Origin of the sequence: Sphingomonas sp. AAP5, from assembly GCF_004354345.1 — a bacterium.
Lineage (GTDB): Bacteria > Pseudomonadota > Alphaproteobacteria > Sphingomonadales > Sphingomonadaceae > Sphingomonas > Sphingomonas glacialis.
In genome coordinates this window covers 3,175,408-3,197,625 of sequence record NZ_CP037913.1, presented here as the reverse complement: position 1 = coordinate 3,197,625, position 22,218 = coordinate 3,175,408, and the positions used below count along the sequence as shown (strand labels likewise).

The following is a 22,218-nucleotide window of genomic DNA, read 5'->3' as shown; positions in this document are numbered from 1 at the left end:
CGGATCAGTTCACAAAACTGTTGGCAAGCGAGCCCATCGTCAACGCCCAGCCATCGACCAGCACGAACAGGAGCAGCTTGAACGGCATCGAGATGATCGTCGGCGACAGCATCATCATGCCGAGCGACATCAGCACCGTCGCGACGACGAGATCGATCACGATGAACGGCAGGAACACGAGAAATCCGATCTGGAACGCGGTCTTGAGCTCGCTCGTGACGAAGGCGGGGAGCAGCACCGAGAAGGGGATCTGCTCGGCATTCTGGTACGGTCCGCTCTTGGCGATGCCGGCGAACATCGTGATGTCCTTCTTGCGCGTCTGCTTGGTCATGAAGGCGTGGAGCGGCACGCCCGCCGCCTTGATCATGTCGGTCGCGCCGATCTTGTTCGCGGCATAGGGCTGGATCGCGCTCGCGTTGATCTGGTTGATCGTCGGCGCCATCACGAAGAACGACAGGAACAGCGCGAGCCCGATCAGCACTTGGTTGGGCGGGGTCTGCTGTAGCCCCATCGCCTGGCGGACGATCGACAGCACGATGATGATCCGCGTGAAGCTCGTCATCATCAACAAGATGCCGGGCAGGATCGTCAGCAGCCCCATGACGATGAGCAGCTGCAGCGACAGCGCGAGCGGCGCATTGCCGCCGCCGAGATCCTTCAGCGCGCGGTCCGCCGCATCACCTGCGCCGGGCGCGGGCGGCGTGGCAAGCGGTGCGGCTTGCGCGAAGGCAGGATGCGCGACGATCAGCGCGAACAGGATGCCGAGCACGACGAGCGCGATCTTGCCCCACGGCGCGACGCGCGGCGCAGGCGTGCGGATCAGCGCCGGGCCCGAGCCCTTGCGGACGACGCGCACGCTCATTTGCCGTCGCCGCGATCGAGCAGCGCAACGCCGGTGCGGCTGACCGAGACGAGCAGCTTGCGCCCCTCGAAATCGAGCACCGCGACGCGCACGCTCGGCGAGATCATCATCGTCTCGACGACCTTGAGCATCCGGTTGGACGGCTGGCCGGGCATGCGCGCCTCGAGCTTGCGCCACGCATAGAGGCACCCGATCATCAGCCCGCAGACGAGCGGCAGCAGCACGACGAGCTTGAGGATGTACGACCACATCATGGCGTCAACCGCGCTTTTCTGGGCTGACCAGCTCGGTCATGCGCACACCGAAATGGTCGCCGACCATCACCACCTCGCCGCGCCCGATCAGCGTGCCGTTGACGAGCACGTCGAGCAGTTCATTGGCCTGGCGGTCGAGCTCGATCACGCTCGTCTCGCCCAAAGCGAGCAATTCGCGCAGCGTCAGCGAGGTCGAGCCGATCTCGACGGTCAATTTGACGTCGACATCCTGCAGCAGCCGGAAATTGGCCGCCAGGCTGGTATCGACGGGGAAACCGCCGCTCATCTCGCTCATTGCAGTCCACCCCTGAGATCACGTTCTAAATCGTTCGAAATTGTCGTCAGCCGGATCGCGGCCTTGCCGTTTGACGTGCCGACGGTCCCCGCCCCGAGCCGGTCGCCGCCGATCATCACCGGCACGTCCTGGCCGACGGTGATCGGGATCACGTCGCCGGCCTTGAGGTCCATCAGCAGTTGCAGCGAGACCATCGGCTCGGCGAGCACCGAGCGGACCTCGAAGCGCACGTCCATCACCGCGCGGGTGAGACTGTTGCGCCACGCGGGATCGGGCTCGGCGGTCTTGTGGACCTTGCCGGTGAGCGACGGGCCGTGCGGCTTCAACGCCGCGACCGGATAGAGCAGGTCGAGAAACACCGGCTTTGCCGTCCCGACCGCGATCCCGAAGCGTGTGATCACCACGGCATCCTCGACATCGAGTTCGGGGATCAGCGACGGGTTCGCCTCGACGCGGCCGGGGGTGAACTCGATCCGCGCGAGCGGCTCCCACGCCGCCTGCATCGGCAGTGCGAGCATCGCGCCGAGCCGGGTCATCATCGCCTCGGCGGCCGGCGTGAATTCGCTGCCGATATCGCCGGCCACCGCGCCGGTGCCGCCGAAGAACAGATCGAGCAGTTCGAGCACGAAGCGCCCGTCGAGCACCGCGAGCGCCTGGCCCGAGGGCAGCGCGCCCGCCGACGCCATCGTTAGCGGGAGCCATGCGGTCAGCCCGTCGGGACGTTCCGCGCGGTAATCGGCGAGCCGCTGGACGACGAGCGGCTCGGCCCAGGTGCGGCATTCGCGGCGCAGCAGCGGCTCGAACACCGCGCGCACCCCGCGCGCGAGCCGCGCCGAGAGATGTTGCACGGTATGCAGATCGCCGAACGGGTTGAGATTGGCGGCCCCGAGCGTCGCATGCGCGGCCTCGCGGCGCGGACGTTCGCGCCGGTCGCTTGGTGCGTGCTGAAGGCCTTCGTTAACCATGCCTCACTGAACAACAAAATTGGTAAAGTAAACGTTACCAACGCCTCCGAAACCTTCCTTCTGCTTGAGCGTGTCGTTGATCGCCTTGGCGATGCGACGCTGGAGCAACTGCTTGCCAGTGCTCGAAAAAACCTGCTCTTCGGTAGTGTCGCCAAGCGCCATCAGGATCGCCGAGCGAACGGCGATTTCGTTGGTCTTGATGTTTTCGACGACGGTATCGTCGTACGGAGTCGACACCGCGATGCCGACCTGGACGAAGTGCACGCTGTCCTGGAGGTTGGAGGTGAACTCCTTGTCCATCGCGTAATAATTGGAGGCATATTTGTCGCCGCCGGTGCCCGTTGGGGGCTTGTGGCCGCCTTCCTTGGCCTCCCCGCCTTCGCCCGATCCGGCACGCTTCTGCTCGGTCTTGGGGACGAGCCGCGGGCCGCTTGGTTCGGCCGCGCCCTTGCCACCGCCGATCAGCCCGGCGTTCATCGCGTACAGCGCGCCGCCGACGCCGCCGCCGACGAGCACGAGCGCGCCGACCACGAGCAGGATGATCTTCATCATCCCGCCCTTCTTCTTCTTGGGGGTTTCCGTGACGGTCTCACTCATGATCTGACTCCTTCAAAGCTTATGCGACGCGAGCGTCGGATGGGGTTTGGGTCTCTTCAGCCAGCGCGCGCGGCGCTGGCGTGATGGATGGGGCGGGGCGCGGCTGTGGCGCGCCGCCGGTGCCGCTGCCCGAATCGGCCGACACGCTGGTGTCGCCGATCCGCACGCCGCGCGCGGCGGCGAGTTCGCTCAGTCGCGGCTGCGCATCGGCGATCAGCGCACGCGTCGCCTCCTGCGCGGCGGTGAAGTGGACATGGACGCGGTCGCCGACCTGCCGCACCGCGACATCGACGCTGCCCAGGGCATCGGGGACGAGCCGTATCCGCGTGTCGCGCGCGTCGGCATCGTCGCGCAGCGTCTCGATATGCTCGATCATGCGTTGCAGCCCGGTGTCGCGGGTGAGATCGAGCCCGGACTGGCCGGCATTTCCCGCAGCCGGTACGCTCGCCGCGTCGCCCGCGTGCGTCGGCGCGCCGACGCCTGGCGTCATCGTACCGGCGGATGCCTCGGGATCGCCACTGCGCTGGGCGCGATCGCGCCAGGCGGTGGCGAGCGCGGCGGCGAACACGCGCCCGGCGGGTTGTGGCACGGCGCTCGCGATGACCGCCGCGTCGGCCGGCCCCGACGAAGCGAGTGCGAGCGGTTGCGGGGCGTCGGCGGTGGCGGGAGCGGGCGACGCCGCGTCCTGTCGCGCCACCGCCGCGCGCGTCAGCGCAGTGTCGAGCGCGGCGGTGATCGCCGGATCGAGCGGTGGCAGAACGAGCCGCGCGTCTTGGTTGGTGGGTGCGCCGGTTGCCGCGAGCGTGCCGGATAGCTCGGGCATATCCGCCAGCGCCGGCAGGGGGCGAGGCTGGCTGTCGGTCCGCGGGCTCGACCACGCAGCAGTGGTGTGCGGCGTGGAGGCTGGCGGCGTCAGCGCGACGATCGCGCCGGTACTGTCGGCGATTGTCGGCGCGTGGGATCCCGCGGCTGTAGATGGCGGAACTGGGGTCGGCGTCGGCGCCGGCGAGCTTATGCCGCCGACGAGCTGGCCGTCAGCAGGTGGCGCGAGCTCGGCTATCACGACGGGCGCGGAAAGCGGGGACGGCGGCGCCATCCAGATCGGAGGCGTGGCGTCGGCTGAATCGGTCTTGCTCGGCAAGGCGTTGCCGTCGGCGGCAGTGTCGTGCCGGTCGTCCTCACGCGGTGTGCCGGCACCGCGATCGTGCGTGGCGGCTCGCGAATCGAGGAAGGACGCGAGCGTTTGCCCGAATCGCGCTGGATGCGCGCGCGCTGCCGCCTTGGCCGCACTGGCGGTCGGGCCGATGGCAACGGGGGAGGGCAAAGCGGGCAGAGGATCGATCATCGGAACTCCGGGCAGGCCGCAAACGGCCGTTACCCGGTGATCAGCAAGGATCGTGCCGGTTCTTGCGGCCGGCCGGCGCGGCTTCGAGTGCGCGGATTTCGCGGAGCACTTCGAGCGCATCGGCGCGCGCGATCAGCTTTTCGACCGCGCTCTGGTCGCGACGCGCCTCGCGCGTTGCTTCGACTGCGCGCTCGGCGGTGGCTTGCGCTGCGCGCAGGCGGCCCTCGGCGGCGTGCGCCGATTGATGAAGGCGCTCGCGAAAATGCGCTGCGGCGACGAGCGAGAAGCCCGCAACGGGCTCGGGCGTGGGTGCGACACCGGCAACAAGCTGCGCAATGCGGCCCTTTAGCGCCGCCTCGCTCGCGGTGCGATCATGCGCGCGCGCTTCCTCGGCCTGGACGAGGCCGAGCTGGAGCGTCCGGACGCGCAGGATGCGCTCGAGCTTGGTCGGCTTGGCCATCTCAGTCGGCGCCGAACACACCGATCAGTTCCGCCGCCGCATCGGGCAACGAAACCTGCTCGTCGGGGTCCTGCTTGATATATTCCATCACCGCCGGGTGGCACGCGATCGCGGTGTCGATCGCCGGATCGGCGCCCGCGCGATATGCGCCCATCAGCACGAGATCGCGATTTTCCTCATACGTCGCGAGGTGGCGGCGCAGCGTGCGCGCGGCTTTCAGGTGCGGCTTGTCGACGATGTCGGTCATCACGCGGCTGACCGACGGGCCGATGTCGATCGCCGGATAGACGCCGCGCTCGGCGAGCTGGCGCGACAGCACGATATGCCCGTCGAGGATCGAGCGCGCCGAGTCGACGACGGGGTCGTTCCCGTCGTCGCCATCGGCGAGTACGGTGTAGATCGCGGTGATCGATCCGCCCGAATGGACGTCGGTGCCGGCGCGTTCGATCAGATTGGGGAGCATCGCGATCGCCGACGGCGGATAGCCGCGGGCGCTCGCGGGTTCGCCGAGCGCCAGGCCGATCTCGCGCCCGGCGTGCGCGACGCGGGTGAGCGAATCCATGATCAGCAGGACCTTCTTGCCCTCGGCGCGGAAGGCTTCCGCGATCGCATGGACGCGCAGCGCGCCGCGGATGCGCAGCACGGGGGAATGGTTGGCGGGCACAGCCACGACGACGGCGCGCTTTCGGGCGTCGCCTGCGACCTTGGTTTCGAGAAAGTCGGCGACTTCGCGGCTGCGCTCGCCGATCAGGCCGATGACGATCACGTCGGCTTCCGCCGCGCGCACGATCATGCCGAGCAGCACCGATTTGCCGACGCCAGAACCCGCCATGATGCCGATACGCTGGCCTTGGCCGACGGTAAGCAAGCCGTTGATCGCGCGCACGCCGACGTCGAGCGGCGCGAGTACGCGGCCGCGATCGAGCGGCGACTGCAATTTGCCCGCAAGCGGCCAGCGACCTGCGCCGCGGATCGGGCCGAGCCCGTCGATCGGCTTGCCCGCGCCATCGACGACGCGGCCGAGCAGGGCTGCGCCGACTTCGGCCTCGCCGGGGGCGCCGGCCGGGCGGACCGGGGCTTGCGGGAGCAAAGCGGCGGGGCCGCCGAGGTTCATCAGCAGCGTGCGGCCGTTGCGGAAGCCGATCACCTCGGCCTCGACCCCCGAGTGGCGATCGCCGACTTGGCAGACCGTGCCGACCGGGACGGTGAGCCCGACCGCTTCCATCAGCAGCCCGTCGAACGAGGCGAGTCGGCCCGCGACCTTGGGCGCAGGCGCGAAGTCGGCGATGCCGAGCGATTCGAGGTATGAGTCAGTGAAGCGGTTCAGCATGGGAGCGCTGCGCCTTCGTCACCCCGGCCTTGTGCCGGGGCCCACCGGGACGCGCGTGCTGCGACCGATGGCTGTGCATCACGGTGGACCCCGCCAAAGGGCTGGGGTGACGGATGCGAATCGGGGAAAGGGGGCATCATGCCGCCGGCACCGCGACGCGGTCGATCGCGTGCGCCAGCTGTTCGAGCCACAGCTCGGGTCCGTCCTCGACGATCGTCGACGCGCTTTCGAGCTGGAACGATCCGCGCGCCAGGCTCGCATCGCCGACCGCGAAGATCTGGCGCGGCAATTTGTCCTCGAGCAACGCGACATCGTCGGGATGGACATGGAGGATCGCCGATTCGGCGGCATCGCTCAGCAGATCGACTGCGGCCTCGATGCGGCGCGCGAGCAAGTCGGGCTCGACGCCGATTTCGCCGACGAGGCGGGTGACGAGAAACAAGACCGTCTGGCGCAGCCGCTGCGCCACCGCGTCGCGATCGATGCGATCATCCGACTTGAGCGCTTGTGCGAGCGAGGCGAGCAGCGTCCGGTCACGCTCCCCGGTCACCGCCATCTCGGCCTGCGCCGCGGCGACGCCTTCGGCATAGCCCGCGGAATGCGCCGCCTCGATCGGATCGACGAACGGCGTTGCGGCGGCGGCCGCCTCGAACGGGTCCCACCCCTCGGTCGGGTTGCTGTCGGGATCGGCGGGGGTGAAGTGGCGCGGGCCGGCCTCGCCTGCCGCTTGCGGCGCGAACGAGACGGGGCCGCGTGCGACGCGGTCGCGCAGATCGGCGGGCGCAAAGCCCGCGACGCGCGGCGCGAACGCTGCCTTGAGTGCCTCGGCCACGCCCTGGCCGCGCGCGGAAAAACCTGCGGTGAACTCAGACATAATCGTCTTCGCCTGCACCCATTTGGATCGTGCCGTCCTTGGCGAGGTTGCGCGCGATCTGGATGATCACCTTTTGCGCCTCGAGCACTTCGGAGAGCTTCATCGGCCCGCGCGCCTCCATCTCGTCGCGAATGCCATCGGCGGCGCGGCTCGACATGCAGCCGAGGAAGCGGGCGCGGATGCTCTCGTCGACGCCCTTCAAGGCACGCGTGAGGATGTCGCTGTCGATGTTGCGGATCAGCGTGCCGAGGTTCTTGTCGTCGAGCTCGAGCAGATTGTCGAACACGAACATCGCTTCCTCGATCGCCTTCGCCACGTCGCGGTCGATCTTGAACAATTTGGGCATGACACGCAATTCGGTCGCCTTGCGCCCGCTCGACAGGATCTTGGCGGCATCCTTGGTGCCGCCGAGCGTGACGCCGGCCGAGGCTTGTGATGTACCAGTGCGGTTCGCAAGCATCGTCTTGAGCGTCTCGACCGCTTCGGGCGTGATCGGCCCAAGCCGCGCGAGCCGGTGGAGGATATCCGGCTGGACCGCATCGGGCATAAGCTCGAGCACCTGTGCGCCGACCGTCGGATCGAGATTGGCGATCAGGACCGCGGCGATCTGCGGATGCTCCTTCTCGATCATCGCGGCGATCTCGCCTGCGTCGAGCCAGTCGAGCAAGTCGAGCTGGCACGATTCCTGGGCGGGCACGATGCGGGCGAGCACGCTGTCGGCCTTCTCCTGGCCGAGCGCACGCGTCATCACCGCCTCGATCCGCGGGCGCGGGTCGAAGCCGATCGCGGTGCGTTCGCGCGCCTTGCCGACGAAATCGTCGAGCACGCCCTCGACCTCGATCTCGCTGACATCGGCGACCGCGAACATCGCCTTGCCGAGCTGGCGGACTTCCTCGGGATCGAGCTGCTGCAGGATCGCGGCGGCTTCCTCCTCGCCGACGAGCATCATCAGCACGGCGGCGCGTTCGACGCCGGTATAAATGCGGGTGGGAGCGTTCATGACTTGATCATGTCCCGTACGGCGAGCGCGGCGCGCGCCGGATTGTCGCGGGTGAAGCCGCGCACCATGCCGATCCGGTCGTCATAGTTGCGCGCATTCTCGAGCGCATCGATGCTGACCGGCTGGTCGGTCCGCGGCGGCGGGATCTGGCCGCCTTCATAGCCGTCGGGCGCGCCGATCTCGCGGCCGAGCGCGGCGCGCGGCTGCGCGGCGCTGTCGTCGCGCTTCTTGAGCAGCGCCGTCGCGAGCGGACGGACGCCGAGGAACAGCACGAGCAGCGCAATGACGAGTGCCGTCACGTTGCGCGCCACCACCGGGAGCCAGCCGGCCTCGTACCATGGCTGCTTGTCGTCGAGCGCGGTCGCGCCGGCGAACTTGCGGCTGATAACCGTGACCTGGTCGCCGCGCGGCTGGCTGTAGCCGACCGCGGTCTGGACGAGCTGGGTGATCTGCTGAATCTCGAGCTGGCTGCGCGGCTTGCCCGTTTCCGGGTCACGCAGCAGCACCGCAACCGACAGGCGCGTGATCGTGCCGGGCGCCGTGCGGCTGACCGAGACTTCCTTGCCGAGATCGTAAGCGCGCGAATATTGGTCGCTCGCCTTCAGCGCATCGCTGACCGCGCCGGCGGCCGCCGCGACGACCGGGCCGGTGGCACCCGGCGTCGATGCGACGGGAGTCGCGCCCGGGGCAGGGGTCGGCGCTGGGGTCGGCTGCGGCGCGCTCAGCGTCGAGGCCGGCGGCGGGGTGTTCGACAGCGCGCCGGGGATTCCGCCGGGCGCTTGCCCGTCCTTGCCGTTGCCGGTCCACTGGCCCTGCTCGACGCGCAGCACGCCTTGCTTGTCATAGCTTTCCTTGGTCGCCTGCGTCTCGTTGAGATCGACATCGGCCTGGACTTCGGTGGTGAAATTGCCCGCGCCGATCAGCGGCGTGAGCATCTGCACGACCTGCGCGCGATATTTCTCCTCGATCCGGCGCTGGAAGGCGACGCGTTCGTCGCTTGCCGCACCCAGCGCGCTCTGGTTCGCGCCCTTGGTCAGCAAGCCACCCATCTGGTCGACGATCGTCACGCCTTCGGGTTTCATCCCCGGGACCGACGAGGCGACGAGGTTGATGATCGACGACACCTGCGCGTCGCCGAGCGAGCGGCCCGGCTGCAATTTGACGATGACCGAGGCCGACGGTGCGGCGGAATCGCGCACGAACACCGATTGTTCGGGGGTCGCGAGATGGACGCGCGCTTCGGCTACCGCGTCGATCTCCTGGATCGATCGCGCGAGTTCGGTCTCGCGCGCCTGGCGCAGGCGTTCGCCCTCGACCGCGCGCGACACGCCCATCGGGAGGTTGTCGAGGATCGCGTAGCCGCCGGGTGCCGCCTTGGGCAGCCCCTGGCCGGCGAGCAGGATGCGCGCGCGCGAATAATCGTCTTCATTGACGGTCAGCGATCCGGTCGCCGCGTCGATCTTGGACGTGATGTTGGCGGCCTGCAGCGCGGCGGTGACCGAGGCCTTGTCGGCATCGGCGAGGCCGGCGAACAGCACCTTCTGGTTGGGGCTGGCGAGCATCATCCAGGCGAGCGCGGCGGCACCGATCAGGCCGATCAGAAGCGCCATCGGCAGGCTTCGGCGCACCGCGGGCTGCGCGAGAAGCCCCTGGAGCTGGCTGAGCGGGTTGGCGAAGCGTTCGGGCACCATGGCGGCGAGCCCGGAGCCAGACGACCCTTGCGGAGCGGGGGTGAGAGCGTTGCTCATCGATTATACCGGCATGCTCATAATGTCCTTGTAAGCGGACAGGAGTTTGTTGCGGACTTGCAGCGTCGCCTCGAAGCCGACCGACGCCTGCTGGCGCGCCAGCATCACCTTGGCGATGTCGATCGTCTCGCCGCGCTCATAGCTTTCGGAGAGCTTGCTCGCCTCGACTTGACCCTGGTTCACGCTTTTCAGCGCGTCTTCCATCGTCGAGGCAAAGCTCGTCGGCTTGGCTTCGGTCGCCGGAGCAGCGGGGCCCGACGTCCCGGCGCGCGCGAGCGCCTGGTTGCGTTCGAGGATCTGCGCGCGCAGCGCCATCACCCGGTCGACGCCCATCGCGCCGCCACCGATCGCGTCGATGCTCATGCGACACCCATGGCGTACTGGGCCACCCGGCCGACGGCAGAGACGATATCGTCACCCTGTTCACGCGCCTTGGCGAGACGGTAGCGCAAGGTGCGCTCCGAAATGCCGAGCCTCCGCGCGGTCTCGATCCGGCTGCCGTTGCACGCGGCGAGCGTTTCGCGGATCGCCTGGAACTCGTGCATCTGGACGATGTTGCCCAAAGTCACAGGGGGCGTCGCGGGTTGCGCGGGCTCGTCGTTCGCTGCGCCGGCGGCGCGTGCGTTCGGGCGGTCGAAGACGATGTGCTCGGCCGAGATCGTGTCACCGCCGGCAAAGAGCAGCGCGCGCTGGACGACGTTCTCGAGCTCGCGGACATTGCCCGGCCAATCGTGGCGCAGCAGCAGGTCGATCGCCGACATATCGGGCCACGGAACGGTCTGGCGATTGCCGGCGTGGCGCAGGATCAGCGTCGCGGCGAGCGCGGGGATATCCTGCGGCCGCTCGGCGAGCAGCTTGGTCGTGAGCGGGAAGACCGAGAGGCGGTAATACAGATCGGCGCGGAAGCGGCCCGCGGCGACCTCGTCCTGCAGGTCGCGGTTGGCGCAGGCGATGACCCGCACGTCGATCGACTGCGGCGTGGTCGCGCCGATCGGAACGATCTCGCGCTCCTGGAGCGCGCGGAGCAGCTTGGCCTGGAGCTGGAGCGGCAGTTCGGCAACTTCGTCGAGCAGCAACGTGCCGCCATGTGCTGCACGGAAGAAGCCTTCGCCGCCCGACGAGGCACCGGTGAAGGCGCCCTTCTGGTGGCCGAACAGCAGCGCCTCGAGCATCGTCTCCGGAAGCGCGGCACAGTTGATCGCGATGAACGGGCCGGCGGCGCGCGCCGACTTCAGATGGATCGAGCGCGCGAGCACTTCCTTGCCGGTGCCGGTCGGGCCGTTGATCAGCACGGTGATGTCGGCGGCGGCGACGCGATCGGCGAGCGCGTGGAGCGCGAGGCTCTCGGGGTCGGCGGCGGTCGGCATTTCGGGTTCGGCGAGCAAGGCGCGGACGAAGCCCACACCGACTGCGGCATCGGCGCTTTCGAAGGCGACCCGCGCCGGACCACCGTCGTGCGACGGAATGACGTAGCGCCCCTCGCTGGCGAGCACGACGGTGCGTGCGGGGGCGGGCGGGGTCTCGCCCTCGGCAATAAGGAAGAGCGCGTCGCGCGGCGCCTTGCCGTCTTCGCAGGCGGCGATCGCGAAGCCTTGCGCGCGGAGTGCGGACACCAGCGCGTAGTGCTGGCGAAGAATCGCGGCTGACGGAACGATGGATCGCATGACGGGCCCCCTTGAACGAGCCTTGCAATGCTGCATTTCTGGTAAATGAATGGTTAAGGATGTTGCCGGGGCGGCAAAGTCTGACCGTTTGCCGCGATTTTTGCCGGTAAATTCAGGCAAAATCGGCAAAAGCGCAGCGAGTTTGCAAAAGTGCTTAATCCGCGGCGGATGCGGTCGTTAGCACTGTTGGCGGCTCGGCTCTCCGATGGGGGACGGCGGGATTGCCGGACCCAATGGAGATTTTCACCATGACCGTTATCGGAACCAACGTCGCCGCACTCAAGGCGACCAACGCATCGAACTCGGCGAGCATGGCGCTCGCCACCAGCATCGAGCGCCTGTCGACCGGCAAGCGCATCAACTCGGCCAAGGACGATGCCGCCGGTCTCGCGATCGCCTCGTCGCTGACCTCGCAGATCAAGGGCCAGAACCAGGCGATCCGCAATGCGAACGACGGCATCGCGCTGTCGCAGACCGCCGACAGCGCGCTCGGCGAAGCGACCAACATCCTGCAGCGCGTCCGCGAACTCGCCGTCCAGTCGGCGTCGGGCACCTATGGCGCAGACGATCGCGCAAACATGCAGACTGAAGTTACCGAATTGACCTCGCAGCTCTCGACGACGCTCGGCGCCAAGTTCAACGGCGTCAGCCTGTTCAAGGTCACCACCGCAACGCCCGTCCCTGCGACCGACGACATCAAGATCAAGATCCAGACCGGCTCCGGATCCGACGCGACCGCCAACACGGTGAACCTCAACATCGCGGCGATCGATGGCACCAAGGTCGACGCGACGGCACTCGACGTCACCAGCGTCACCAATGCGGGCACCACGCTCGACAACATCGATGCGGCGCTGAAGTCGATCAACACCACGCGCGCTTCGATCGGTGCTGGCCAGAGCCGACTCTCCTCGGCGGTCAACACGCTGACCTCGAACGTCGCCAACCTGACCGACGCGAAGAGCCGGATCGAAGACGTCGACTTCTCGACCGAGACGACCAGCCTCGCCAAGGCGCAGATCCTCAGCCAGGCATCGACCGCGCTGCTCGCGCAGGCGAACCAGAGCCAGCAGGGCGTGCTCAAGCTGCTCGGCTAAGCGGCCTCGGCCCTGGTGCCCGACCCCCCATAAAGGGTGTCGGGGCCGACCGGGTCGTTCGCTTGGCGATCTGCGTGGACGGCCTGCGAAGACCCCGGCTCCCGTCATGGGCGCCGGGGTTTTTCGGCGTCGTGCGCAGCGCGTCTCAAAACGCCCGCGTGTGCAATCTCTTGTTAAGCGACACCGCTCCAAGACCTGCCGATGGCTTTGGAAACTGTAAGAGTAAGCGTACCCGCCTGGTCGATGCGCGTCATGCTGGGGAGTCTGGCGCTCGTTTCGGGCCTGGTGGCGCAGCCGTCGCACGCGCGCGGTGTGTCGCGACGACCGGTTGCGGAGGTGCTCGTCACCGCGTCGAGCGGCCGGGTGATCTTCGCCAATCTGCCCGACGCGCCGCGTCGTCCGGCATCGCTGACCAAGATGATGACGCTCTACTTGCTGTTCGATGCGCTCGATTCGGGGCGGGTGCGGATCAGCGAATCGATTCCCGTATCGCATCGGGCCGCGCGCCAGCCGGCGTCGCGACTCGGCCTGACCGCCGGCACATCATTGCCGCTGCGCACCGCGATCCAGGCGATGGCGGTCCATTCCGCCAACGATGTGAGCGTCGCGATCGCCGAGCGGCTCGCCGGTAGCGAACGCGATTTCGCTGGCCTGATGAACGCCAAGGCGCGCGAGCTGGGCATGACGCGGACCAGCTTTGCCAACGCGACCGGGCTGACCGACACGGGCAACCAGACGACGGCACGCGACATGGCGACGCTCGCGCGGGCGTTGCTGCGCGATCACGCGCGCGAATATCGCGTGTTCGCGACGCGCTCGATCACGTGGCGATCGCGGCGCTATGCGAATCATGACCATCTGCTCGGCAAGGTCGGCGGGGTCGACGGGATCAAGACCGGCTATACGCTCGACGCGGGGTATAACATCGCGACCTCGGCCAAGCGCGGTGGCGTGCGCGTCATAGCGGTCGTGCTCGGGGAAAAATCAGTCCAGGCGCGCGACGTGCGCGTCGCGAATCTCGTCGAGCTCGGCTTCACGCCGCCGGCGCGCCATCGGCGCGGCGCCTTCTAGCGCCGGGCCGGCCATCACACTTTGGCGGAATAGATCATCCGGCCTTCGCCGAGTCGCGCGAAGACTTGCTGGAGATCGCCCTCGCTGACCGCAAAGCACCCCTGGCTGCGGCCGAGCTGGCCGTGCGTGCGCAGCATGTCGGGATTGGCGTACCACGCGGCATGGACGACGAGCGCGCGCGACAGCGCGTTCGAATTGGTCGGATCGAGCCCGATCAGCCGCTGCGACAGGCCGTGTTTGCCGACATAATAATCCGAGGCGACGAAGGCGCCTTCGCTCGACGCGTTCGAGCCCTCGGCGTTCGAGAAGCGCTGGAGGAATCCGGTATGCGCCGGATCGCTCCCGCTGCCATGTGCGACGAGCAGCGTCGTCGTCATCCCGCTTGCCATGTCGATGAGGTAGAAGCGCGGTTGCGACGACGGCTGGGAGAAATCGGCGATTGCGATGCGATCGCGGCGTGCGATCTGCGCGCCATGGCGATGGAACGCGCTCATCGCGCGGCGAAGCAGTTCGGGGCGAACGACGCGCGTCGAGGCGAGGGGTTGGACGGTGGCGGGCACTTGCGCTGCGGCGACCCGCGGCAGCGCGGCTGCACTCAAGAGCGCGAGCCCGGCCTTGCCAAGGTTGCGACGCGACAGGGTAGGTACTGAGTGTTGCACGATTTGCGACATGTCCCTCGGAAACAGTGGAGGAGTCGTACCACGAAATCGCTGAGGAAATTGGGCGCCATCGCCACATGTTCCGGGATTCAGCGCTGCTTGTCGCACCACATACCCCGCTCGCCGCAATCCAGCCGCAAACACGTGTCGACGTGTCGCGCCTGGTCAAAAATCGTGAGGTCGCGTTTTCTCGACGTTCCAGCCATCTGCGCGCCAATGCGGCGCGATCGTGCAGAGTCCGCTATGGTTTGCAGGCGCGTGCGTGCGCATTCCAGTCACCCGCGATGCGCTTGCCGATAGGATGTCGGAGTCGGCCGTCGAGATTCGGTGCCTGCCGAGTTCAACGTGACAGCAGTCACGAACCAATATCCGCGGGCGTGCGGCGGGCAGCATCGCGGCTTGGTGCAGGCGCGTGGTCGCCTATGCCGCTTAGCGCCGCTTGGTCGCGACTTCGGTCCCGAAAACCCGATCCCAGAAGATCGCGGTGATCGAGAAATTGCCTTCCTCGCGCGCATAATGATGGCGAATGTGATGCCGCTTCAAACGGCCGAGCAAGCCGTGGCGCAGCGGGAACTGATGCACCGCGTAATGCACGCTGTCATAGATCACATAGCCGATGCCGAAGCCGATGAAGATGACCGATCCGATCTGCCCGGCGACCAAATACAGGACCAGCCACACCGTCCCGCAAATCGCCACGCTGACGAGCGGCGGCATGATATTGCGTTTCGCGTCGTTGGGCTGCGTGTGATGATTACCATGCGACAGGAACAGGAATGCGCGGCCGAGATTGGAAGTGAGCTTCATGTGGAAAATGAAGCGGTGCATCGCATATTCGAACAGCGACCAGAGAAACAGGCCGAACAGGGCCAGGCCAACCGATTCGACAAAGCTGGCCGCGCCCCAGCCCGCATAGACCGCAAACGCGAGCATCGAAGCCCAGGTCAACACGAATGCGATCGGCGAAACCGTCGTCGTGCGCTCGAGAAAGTCGTTATGAAACAGCCGGATACGCTGTTCCTTCACGCTCTCTATTTTAGGTCGCGTTTCACTGATCGGCATGATGATCCTACGGCAGCCTGCTCAAAGTGCTTCAGCTGGATTGCAGCAGGGCTGGTACACCCAGCCCAAAGCTGGATCAATTCGCAATATCGCAATTCTAGGTAACGAAAACGTCGTTTCGCAGAGGGATCGGATCGGTATCGATATTCGGTAACGATCCCGGCCGCCGCATTCGTCTCGCTTTAGCTGGCGAGCAGCGACAATTCGGCCAAAGTCGCGCCGAATTGACCGCGTTCGGCTTCGAGCTCGGCGACGGCATTCTCGGCGGAGGCCTTGGCCGCTGTGGTTTCGACCAGAGTCGCAGCGATGCGATCGCGCTCTGCTTGGAGTTCGGCGAGAGCGTTGTCGGCTGCGTCCTTGGCCCCCATCGTGTGTGTGAGGGTTGCGGCAATGCGATCGCGCTCGGTCTCAAGCGTGATGACGGCATGATCCACGAGAGTTTTCGCCGCGATCGTCTCCGCGAGGTCGGCCGCGATGCTGTCGCGTTCGGCGGCAAGGGCTGTGAGCGCAGTCTCAGCGTCGAAGCGGGCCTGGGTCGTCTCCGCAAGAATCGCGTCGATCTGGTGACGGTCCGCGGTGAGGCGGATGACCGTTTCGTCGGCCGCGGCCTTGGCCGCGTCAATGTCCACCAGGGACATCGCTAGGCGATCGCGCTCTGCTACGAGCGCGTTCAACGCAGTATCTGATGCAGCTTGAGCGACGGTCGTCGTGGCGAGCGCCAGGGCAATCCGATCGTGTTCCGCTTCGAGAGCGGACGCGGTTTCTTGCACAGCGTTTCGCGCTTCCGCAGTTTCTGCGAGCATCGTCAATATGCCGTCACGTTCGATTTGGAGTGCAGCGACGAGTTCAACCGCCGAAGCTTGGCTCGCCGAGGTCGCGGCAAGGGTAGCCGCTAGCGCATCACGCTCGGCAGTTACTGTCGCCAACGCTGCTTCGGTCGTGATCCGTGTCGCCTCGAGATCCGCAAGGGTGGCAACGGCGTCATCGCGCTCGCCGCCAATCTTCACGAGCGCAGACTCGATCGCAGTTCGAGAGCACGCATGCTCTTCGTTCTTTTGCTGGAGATCGTTTGTCAGGCCGTCATACCACATGGTCGAGTTGCGCGTCAGCCTGTCGTGAAGGTCCCACTGTGCCAACGTGTCGTCTTTTAGTTTGAACGCGAAAGCGGCTGCTTCCGCGCTCGAACAGGCGGATGCGATAATCTTGACGAATTGTTCGACAGTATCGATGAATTGCTTTCGATCGTGCACCAGAACGATGGAAGTGTCGAAGTTTGATTTTGCGTCAGACAGATCGACATGTGCGGATACAAGGCTGGATAACTGCATTTCGACCGAGCGTCGCAAATCAGGATCGGTCGCCAGAGCGCTCGTGTCGATCACAACGTCGGCAAATTCGAACGACCGAGCGTAGAGGTAGATATGCATAAGAATGAACAGAAGAAAAGTCTGATCATCTTTTGGTGACAATATGCGAGACGACAGGACTTCGTTAAGCCCCCTTAGAAAGGTATCGCAAGTAAACGATGCAGCTGTATGATCGATCGTATCGAAAAAGAATCGATTTCCTCGTAAAAATTGCCCTGTGTAAGAGGACCATTGGTCAAATAAGTTACGGTAAATAAGAATATTATGCATCGGCATAAAGCGTTTTATCGCGGGCAGTCGGCCAATGCTTCGAGTGCAACTCAAGAGCGGGATCTTTCGACTCCTATGCGCTTGCTCGACAAGAATGTTGAGATAGGCTTGCTCTTCGAGCGACAAGCTCCCGTCAATTCCGCCCTGAGGAATAAAGCGTTCCAGAGCCATGCTTGCGTCGAAGCCGATTACTCCGCCGCCCTTTTTTAAAAGGGGGAGATATTCTAAAAAATATGGCGCTTGAGCGGGGTGATGCGAATCCCAAGTCGAATATGTCGTGTCGACAATCGATTTCTTACTAATATTCGACAGTATTCCATTGAATATCTCATAATAACCAAGAACAGTCGGAAGTTTTCTAAGGGCCGACCAAAGCCATGTACTAGACGTTCGAAAACTGGAATGTAAAAAAATCGGTAGCAGATGCGGATCGGTGCGCTCAAAATTGAGTCGGTCGTACGATTTGGTTTGAACAGCCGTATTTTCTTTTCCGTAAATAATATTAGCTGAATCGCTAATATGGCGCTGATCGATTACCGCGCGTTCAGAAAATCCTTGATCAAGATTAGGGATCATTTGGGCGCCCTTCCCAAGATCTTTATCAGATCACTCTCATACAACTAAAAAGACATATAAACGAACCCTATAATTGTCGGTGGTCGCACAGCGAGCGAGGCGGTGTCGCCGCCGTTATGCGCTCAGGGGAAGTGCGCCCCGGGCGACGAGCGGTCGCCACCAATCCTCATGCGCGAGATACCAAGTGAGCGTCGCGGCAAACCCGCCGGTAAAATCGCGCCCTGGGCCGTATCCAAGCGCGTCGCGGATCTTGCTTTCGTTGATCGCATAGCGACGATCGTGTCCCTTCCGATCCTCGACAAAGGTCTTCAGTTCGGCGGTAGGACGCCCTTGCGCGGCCGGCGCGCGGGGAAATCGCCTTGCGAGCGTCGGATCGCGTGCAAACGCCAGGTCGACCCCGTGGCAGATCGCGTCAATCACTGCATGGTTGGGCAATTCCTGCCCACCGCCGATATTATACGTTTCGCCGACCCGCCCGCCGCGCAGCACCAGTTCGATCCCGTGGCAATGATCCGCGACGTGCAGCCAGTCGCGGACGTTCATCCCGTCGCCATAGATCGGCAGCGGCTGACCCGACAGCGCGTTGAGGATAAACAGCGGAATCAGCTTTTCGGGGAATTGGAACGGCCCGTAATTGTTCGAGCAATTGCTCGTCGTCGTCTCAAGCCCATAGGTATGATGATAGGCGCGGACGAGGTGGTCCGAGCCAGCCTTCGACGCCGAATAAGGCGAATTCGGCGCATACGCGGTGGTCTCGCCAAAGGCCGCGTCTTCCGGCCCCAGCGAGCCGTAGACCTCATCGGTCGAGACGTGGTGGAAGCGATGCGGCACGCCGCTACCGCGATCGAGCCAGGCAGCCTTCGCCGCCTTGAGCAGGCTGTGCGTGCCGACGATGTTGGTGGTGATGAATGCATCGGGGCCGGTGATCGACCGGTCGACATGCGTCTCCGCGGCGAAATGCACGATCGTGTCGATGCGGCGATCGGCGATCGTCCGCGCCACCAGATCGGTATCGCAGATATCCCCGATGATCAGCTCGACGCCGGCAAGCCCGTCGAGATTGGCGCGATTGCCGGCATAGGTCAGCAGGTCGAGCACGACGATCGCATCGTCGGGGGCCGCCGTGCGCCAATGATGGACGAAATTGGCGCCGATAAAGCCGGCGCCGCCGGTGACCATCAGATTAGCCATTGCGCGCGGTCCCCAAAGGATGGGTGAGGCGGCGCGGAAACGCCATCGTCGGCATGGTCATTGCTGCACCATCGAAAGCGCCGCCCGGCCATCGAGCAGGCCGAGGAGATACTCGCCATAGCCGCTCTTGCGCAGCGGCGCTGCGAGGCGTTCGAGTTGCGCGTCGTCGATAAAGCCCTGCCGCCACGCAATCTCTTCGGGGCAGCAGATCTTGAGCCCCTGGCGCTCCTCGATGATCCGCACATAAAGCGCCGCATCGAGCAGCGAGGCGTGGGTGCCCGTGTCGAGCCAGGCGAAACCACGGCCCAATATCTCGACCGAAAGCTGCCCCTGGTCGAGATACAGCCGGTTGAGGTCGGTGATTTCGAGTTCGCCGCGCACCGAGGGTTTGAGCCCGCGCGCCAGTTCGACGGCGCGTCCGTCATAGAAATAGAGCCCGGTCACGGCATAATGCGATTTCGGGGCGGTCGGCTTTTCCTCGATCGTCTCGGCCTTGCCCGAGGCGTCGAGCGACACCACGCCGTAGGCCGAGGCGTCCTTTACGTAATAGCCGAATACCGTCGCGCCCTCGGTCGTTGCGGAGGCGCGCGAGAGCGTGTCGATCAGGCCGTGGCCGTAGAAGATATTATCTCCGAGGATCAGCGCGGAAGGTCGGTCCGCAACAAAATCGGCCGCGATGTGATAGGCCTGCGCGAGCCCCGCGGGTTCGGCTTGCACCGCATAGTCGAGCCGGATGCCGAGCGCGCTGCCATCGCCGAGCAGCGCCTTGAACGCCGGTTGGTCGTGTGGCGTGGTGATCACCATGATCTCGCGGATCCCCGCCAGCAGAAGCGTCGACAGCGAATAATAAATCATCGGCTTGTCGTAGATGGCCATCAACTGTTTCGAGACGCCCTTGGTGAGCGGATAGAGTCGCGTGCCCGATCCGCCGGCAAGGATGATCCCCCTGCGGGGAGAAGTGTTTGTCCGGGGATTGCTGTTCACGACCACATCTTCCGCATCCGGCAGTCTTGCCCACCGCTGTCGGGCTTAAGGCCAGCACCTTAAGACAGTGCAAACCGGAGCGCAGATCATTTTATCGGGGCTGACGCCGTTGTGGCCCCGTCGGCTCGGGCAACAATTGGCTTGCCAAGGATGCGCACGCTGCGCAAAGGCCTCGGGCATTGTGTCCATCGGCCCTTCAGGCCCTAGTTTTCAGAGACCCGGCGTATGAAAAAACTGGTTGCCTTCGACCTCGACGGAACGCTGGCCGAGAGCAAGCAGCCGCTGCAAGAGCCGATGCAGCAAGCGCTGACCGATCTGCTCGGCGTGGCGCATGTCGCGGTGATCTCGGGCGGCGACTGGCCGCAATTCGAAAAGCAGGTCGCCTCGCGCCTGCCCGAGGGCGCCGATCGCAGCAAATTGTGGCTGATGCCGACCACCGGCACCAAGCTCTACACCTTCAAGGACGGCGCCTGGTCGGCGGTCTTCGCCGAGCTGTTCGACGATGCGACCAAGGCCAAGATCCTCACCGAATTCGACGCTGCGCTGGTCGCGACGGGCTTCGTTCCCGAGCAGACCTGGGGCGAGCGGATCGAGGATCGCGGCAGCCAGATCACCTTCTCGGCGCTCGGCCAGCAGGCGCCGCTCGATGCCAAGGAGCATTGGGACCCCGATTTCGCCAAGCGCAAGATCATCCAGGCCGATCTGCGCAATCGTCTGCCGGGGCTGTCGATCAACATGGGCGGCGCGACCTCGATCGACATCACCCGCGAAGGCGTCGACAAGGCGTACGGCCTCAAGAAGCTGCGCGACGCGAGCGGCATCGCGCTCGACGAGATGATGTTCATCGGCGATGCGATCTTCCCGGGCGGCAACGATTATCCGGCGAAGGAACTCGGGCTCGACACCGTCCGCGTTCGCGATCCCAAGGAAACCGTCGCGGTGATCGAGGGTATCGTCGCCTGCCTCAAATAAGCGGTGCCGCCGCTGGCGGTCAGCCGCCGGCGGCGTACGGCGTCGCGTCTCGTGCGATCGCGTGACCGATCGCCGTAATCGTCGCGGCGAGCGCGACGATTACACCGCCGCGGGCGGCCTGAGGCAGTCGAGCACGGCGTGATGCAGATCGGCGGGCGTCAGGTCGACCCGGCCGTTGCCCGCGATCGTGCCCCCCGTCCCGTCGAAGCGCAGCATGACATAGGGCGTGTGCCGCGCACCGCCGGGTTCGAGAATGCCGGGAATGCTCGGCCGATGATCGCCGAAGAACACGAGCAGCGCCGGGCGTTCGTCGGCGGCGAGGCGAGTGCACAGCGCGGTCAGCATCGCATCGCTGCTGCGCAGATGCCGCAGATAGGCGTCGAGCCCGATTGCCGCGCCGGGCTCGCGATGCTTGTCCCACGGGCCGTGGTTTTCCATCGTTACCGCATAGATCAGCGCCGTTTCGGGCGATTGGTCGACCAGTGCGGCGAGCGCGTCGCCCAATGTCCGGTCATCGACATACCGCCCGCCGCCTTCCAGCGTAGGCGCAAAGCCCTCCGCGCCGATCAACCTGTCGAACCCGACCGCCGGCATCAGGCGGTTGCGGCCATAGAAGCGCAGATCGTGCGGATGGACGAAGGTCGTGCGATAGCCGATCGCGCCGAGCTGCGCCGACAGCGCATAGCTCGCCTCGCCGTGCGCGCTGAGAAACGGATCGTAGCGCCGGAAACCAAGCGCTGCTTCGCTGCGGCCGAACAGCACGCCATATTCGGTGCGCATCGTATAGGCGCCAAAGCCGCTCACCTCGAGCTCGCCATATTGCCAGGCGGCGGCGCGGGCGCGGTCGAGCCCGGGCAGCGCGCGCGACGCGTCGCCCGTCAAGGCGACCGGATCGGCAAACGATTCGCACTGCACGATGACGATCACTTGCGGCGCGGCGATCCCGGCCGCGGCATGCGGCGCGGGCAAGGGCGGTTGCGGCGGCGGGTCGGCGGTTTCGCGCCAGCGGAGCCAATACAGCGCCGCGGTCGCGATCAGCCCGAAGCGCGCGAGATCCGCCTCGAGCCCCGGCCGCAGCGCCTCCGCCGCGAACCAGCGTCCGCGCAGCAGCACACCCATCGCGCCACTCGCGCCAATCATCACCGCCAAGCCCGCCGCGTGCGCGAGCGGCGCAGGCTCGAACAGCGCCATCAGCGTGAGCGCGGCGAGGAGCAGCGCGATCGCCCCGAGCCAGCGCTGCCGCTGCGGGACCGCGGTGAAATAGAATCGCGGGTGACGCACGACGGCGACGAGCAAGGCGAGGTCGGAGAATACCAGCGGCTCGCCGAGCATCGTGAATTTCGCGTTGGAGGCGACGACGAACAACGCCAGCAGGGCGATCGCCAGCAGTGCCGCGACCGGCGCATTGCCCGAGAGGGCGAGGCCGAAACCGAACAATGCGGTCATCGCCAGGGCATGCAGCGCCAATCCGCGCGCCGCGCGAAAGCGTATCGCGCGCGGCCTCACACTAGCGTCGAGCAGGATCGACGCGATCAGCATAGCAATAAAGACGATCACATCATCCGCCACAAATGC

At 65.7% G+C, this 22,218-nt stretch carries 22 protein-coding genes; 3 read left to right on the top strand and 19 right to left on the bottom strand.

Annotation, left to right across the window (positions count from 1 at the left end; genetic code table 11):
• Window positions 1-4 precede the first annotated feature (4 nt).
• The 13 genes from fliP to E2E30_RS14635 all read right to left on the bottom strand — a co-directional run bounded on the left by fliP (window position 5) and on the right by E2E30_RS14635 (window position 11,394).
• On the bottom strand, window positions 5-862 hold the full coding sequence (gene fliP / locus E2E30_RS14695; protein WP_133191008.1) for a flagellar type III secretion system pore protein FliP: 858 nt from the start codon (window positions 860-862) through the stop codon (window positions 5-7).
• Entirely contained in the window at window positions 859-1,116 is a 258-nt protein-coding gene (locus tag E2E30_RS14690) for a flagellar biosynthetic protein FliO (RefSeq protein ID WP_133191006.1), read from the bottom strand. Before E2E30_RS14690 ends, fliP begins: the two co-directional genes overlap by 4 nt.
• A 4-nt stretch (window positions 1,117-1,120) precedes the next feature.
• The gene (gene fliN, locus E2E30_RS14685) at window positions 1,121-1,411 is read right to left on the bottom strand and encodes a flagellar motor switch protein FliN (protein WP_133191004.1); all 291 of its coding nucleotides are present in this window, start codon (window positions 1,409-1,411) and stop codon (window positions 1,121-1,123) included.
• Entirely contained in the window at window positions 1,408-2,376 is a 969-nt protein-coding gene (locus E2E30_RS14680; RefSeq protein ID WP_133191002.1) for a flagellar motor switch protein FliM, read from the bottom strand. The genes fliN and E2E30_RS14680 overlap by 4 nt, the downstream gene beginning before the upstream one ends.
• Before the next feature lie 3 nt (window positions 2,377-2,379).
• A complete protein-coding gene (locus E2E30_RS14675; RefSeq protein WP_133191000.1) occupies window positions 2,380-2,973 on the bottom strand; it encodes a flagellar basal body-associated FliL family protein in 594 nt (197 codons plus the stop codon).
• Between the two features lie 19 nt (window positions 2,974-2,992).
• Window positions 2,993-4,318, bottom strand: a complete 1,326-nt coding sequence (locus tag E2E30_RS20820; protein WP_165954535.1) for a flagellar hook-length control protein FliK — start codon at window positions 4,316-4,318, stop codon at window positions 2,993-2,995.
• A 40-nt stretch (window positions 4,319-4,358) separates the two neighbouring features.
• The gene (locus E2E30_RS14665) at window positions 4,359-4,778 is read right to left on the bottom strand and encodes a hypothetical protein (RefSeq protein ID WP_133190996.1); all 420 of its coding nucleotides are present in this window, start codon (window positions 4,776-4,778) and stop codon (window positions 4,359-4,361) included.
• A gap of 1 nt (window position 4,779) precedes the next feature.
• Window positions 4,780-6,108 (bottom strand): FliI/YscN family ATPase, encoded by a 1,329-nt coding sequence (locus E2E30_RS14660; protein ID WP_133190994.1) that lies wholly within the window; start codon window positions 6,106-6,108, stop codon window positions 4,780-4,782.
• A gap of 136 nt (window positions 6,109-6,244) precedes the next feature.
• Window positions 6,245-6,982: a FliH/SctL family protein gene (locus E2E30_RS14655; RefSeq protein ID WP_133190992.1), complete on the bottom strand. Its 738-nt coding sequence runs from the start codon at window positions 6,980-6,982 to the stop codon at window positions 6,245-6,247.
• A complete protein-coding gene (fliG, locus tag E2E30_RS14650) occupies window positions 6,975-7,982 on the bottom strand; it encodes a flagellar motor switch protein FliG (protein ID WP_133190990.1) in 1,008 nt (335 codons plus the stop codon). Before fliG ends, E2E30_RS14655 begins: the two co-directional genes overlap by 8 nt.
• The gene (gene fliF, locus E2E30_RS14645; RefSeq protein WP_133190988.1) at window positions 7,979-9,730 is read right to left on the bottom strand and encodes a flagellar basal-body MS-ring/collar protein FliF; all 1,752 of its coding nucleotides are present in this window, start codon (window positions 9,728-9,730) and stop codon (window positions 7,979-7,981) included. Before fliF ends, fliG begins: the two co-directional genes overlap by 4 nt.
• A 3-nt stretch (window positions 9,731-9,733) precedes the next feature.
• Window positions 9,734-10,093, bottom strand: coding sequence for a flagellar hook-basal body complex protein FliE (gene fliE / locus E2E30_RS14640; RefSeq protein WP_189676607.1), 360 nt, complete (start codon window positions 10,091-10,093; stop codon window positions 9,734-9,736).
• Window positions 10,090-11,394: a sigma-54 interaction domain-containing protein gene (locus E2E30_RS14635; protein ID WP_133190986.1), complete on the bottom strand. Its 1,305-nt coding sequence runs from the start codon at window positions 11,392-11,394 to the stop codon at window positions 10,090-10,092. The genes fliE and E2E30_RS14635 overlap by 4 nt, the downstream gene beginning before the upstream one ends.
• Window positions 11,395-11,642: 248 nt before the next feature.
• Between E2E30_RS14635 and E2E30_RS14630 the strand changes: the two genes are divergently transcribed.
• Complete coding sequence (locus tag E2E30_RS14630) at window positions 11,643-12,491, top strand: flagellin N-terminal helical domain-containing protein (RefSeq protein WP_133190984.1); 849 nt, start codon at window positions 11,643-11,645, stop codon at window positions 12,489-12,491.
• 201 nt (window positions 12,492-12,692) lie between these two features.
• Complete coding sequence (locus tag E2E30_RS14625) at window positions 12,693-13,562, top strand: D-alanyl-D-alanine carboxypeptidase family protein (RefSeq protein ID WP_133190982.1); 870 nt, start codon at window positions 12,693-12,695, stop codon at window positions 13,560-13,562.
• Window positions 13,563-13,576: 14 nt separating this feature from the next.
• On the opposite strand, the gene E2E30_RS14620 is transcribed toward E2E30_RS14625, so the two are convergent.
• The 5 genes from E2E30_RS14620 to rfbA form a co-directional block, all read right to left on the bottom strand.
• Window positions 13,577-14,233 (bottom strand): murein L,D-transpeptidase catalytic domain family protein, encoded by a 657-nt coding sequence (locus E2E30_RS14620; RefSeq protein ID WP_133190980.1) that lies wholly within the window; start codon window positions 14,231-14,233, stop codon window positions 13,577-13,579.
• Window positions 14,234-14,650: 417 nt separating this feature from the next.
• Window positions 14,651-15,283: a sterol desaturase family protein gene (locus E2E30_RS14615; protein ID WP_133190978.1), complete on the bottom strand. Its 633-nt coding sequence runs from the start codon at window positions 15,281-15,283 to the stop codon at window positions 14,651-14,653.
• 182 nt (window positions 15,284-15,465) lie between these two features.
• The gene (locus tag E2E30_RS14610; protein WP_133190976.1) at window positions 15,466-17,496 is read right to left on the bottom strand and encodes a hypothetical protein; all 2,031 of its coding nucleotides are present in this window, start codon (window positions 17,494-17,496) and stop codon (window positions 15,466-15,468) included.
• 114 nt (window positions 17,497-17,610) lie between these two features.
• A complete protein-coding gene (gene rfbB / locus E2E30_RS14605; protein WP_133190974.1) occupies window positions 17,611-18,687 on the bottom strand; it encodes a dTDP-glucose 4,6-dehydratase in 1,077 nt (358 codons plus the stop codon).
• A 57-nt stretch (window positions 18,688-18,744) separates the two neighbouring features.
• Window positions 18,745-19,671: a glucose-1-phosphate thymidylyltransferase RfbA gene (gene rfbA, locus E2E30_RS14600; RefSeq protein WP_133190972.1), complete on the bottom strand. Its 927-nt coding sequence runs from the start codon at window positions 19,669-19,671 to the stop codon at window positions 18,745-18,747.
• Window positions 19,672-19,896: 225 nt separating this feature from the next.
• On the opposite strand from rfbA, the gene E2E30_RS14595 reads away from it, so the two are divergent.
• Entirely contained in the window at window positions 19,897-20,643 is a 747-nt protein-coding gene (locus E2E30_RS14595; RefSeq protein WP_133190970.1) for an HAD-IIB family hydrolase, read from the top strand.
• Window positions 20,644-20,742: 99 nt separating this feature from the next.
• Here E2E30_RS14595 and E2E30_RS14590 read toward each other — a convergent pair whose 3' ends face one another.
• Window positions 20,743-22,200, bottom strand: coding sequence for an LTA synthase family protein (locus E2E30_RS14590; protein ID WP_335925401.1), 1,458 nt, complete (start codon window positions 22,198-22,200; stop codon window positions 20,743-20,745).
• Window positions 22,201-22,218: the final 18 nt, after the last annotated feature.

Coding starts and splice junctions, on each gene's coding strand:
- fliP (WP_133191008.1), bottom strand. CDS start 862: ATGAGCGTGCGCGTCGTCCGCAAGGGCTCGGGCCCGGCGCTGATCCGC.
- E2E30_RS14690 (WP_133191006.1), bottom strand. CDS start 1,116: ATGATGTGGTCGTACATCCTCAAGCTCGTCGTGCTGCTGCCGCTCGTC.
- fliN (WP_133191004.1), bottom strand. CDS start 1,411: ATGAGCGAGATGAGCGGCGGTTTCCCCGTCGATACCAGCCTGGCGGCC.
- E2E30_RS14680 (WP_133191002.1), bottom strand. CDS start 2,376: ATGGTTAACGAAGGCCTTCAGCACGCACCAAGCGACCGGCGCGAACGT.
- E2E30_RS14675 (WP_133191000.1), bottom strand. CDS start 2,973: ATGAGTGAGACCGTCACGGAAACCCCCAAGAAGAAGAAGGGCGGGATG.
- E2E30_RS20820 (WP_165954535.1), bottom strand. CDS start 4,318: ATGATCGATCCTCTGCCCGCTTTGCCCTCCCCCGTTGCCATCGGCCCG.
- E2E30_RS14665 (WP_133190996.1), bottom strand. CDS start 4,778: ATGGCCAAGCCGACCAAGCTCGAGCGCATCCTGCGCGTCCGGACGCTC.
- E2E30_RS14660 (WP_133190994.1), bottom strand. CDS start 6,108: ATGCTGAACCGCTTCACTGACTCATACCTCGAATCGCTCGGCATCGCC.
- E2E30_RS14655 (WP_133190992.1), bottom strand. CDS start 6,982: ATGTCTGAGTTCACCGCAGGTTTTTCCGCGCGCGGCCAGGGCGTGGCC.
- fliG (WP_133190990.1), bottom strand. CDS start 7,982: ATGAACGCTCCCACCCGCATTTATACCGGCGTCGAACGCGCCGCCGTG.
- fliF (WP_133190988.1), bottom strand. CDS start 9,730: ATGAGCAACGCTCTCACCCCCGCTCCGCAAGGGTCGTCTGGCTCCGGG.
- fliE (WP_189676607.1), bottom strand. CDS start 10,093: ATGAGCATCGACGCGATCGGTGGCGGCGCGATGGGCGTCGACCGGGTG.
- E2E30_RS14635 (WP_133190986.1), bottom strand. CDS start 11,394: ATGCGATCCATCGTTCCGTCAGCCGCGATTCTTCGCCAGCACTACGCG.
- E2E30_RS14630 (WP_133190984.1), top strand. CDS start 11,643: ATGACCGTTATCGGAACCAACGTCGCCGCACTCAAGGCGACCAACGCA.
- E2E30_RS14625 (WP_133190982.1), top strand. CDS start 12,693: ATGGCTTTGGAAACTGTAAGAGTAAGCGTACCCGCCTGGTCGATGCGC.
- E2E30_RS14620 (WP_133190980.1), bottom strand. CDS start 14,233: ATGTCGCAAATCGTGCAACACTCAGTACCTACCCTGTCGCGTCGCAAC.
- E2E30_RS14615 (WP_133190978.1), bottom strand. CDS start 15,283: ATGCCGATCAGTGAAACGCGACCTAAAATAGAGAGCGTGAAGGAACAG.
- E2E30_RS14610 (WP_133190976.1), bottom strand. CDS start 17,496: ATGATCCCTAATCTTGATCAAGGATTTTCTGAACGCGCGGTAATCGAT.
- rfbB (WP_133190974.1), bottom strand. CDS start 18,687: ATGGCTAATCTGATGGTCACCGGCGGCGCCGGCTTTATCGGCGCCAAT.
- E2E30_RS14595 (WP_133190970.1), top strand. CDS start 19,897: ATGAAAAAACTGGTTGCCTTCGACCTCGACGGAACGCTGGCCGAGAGC.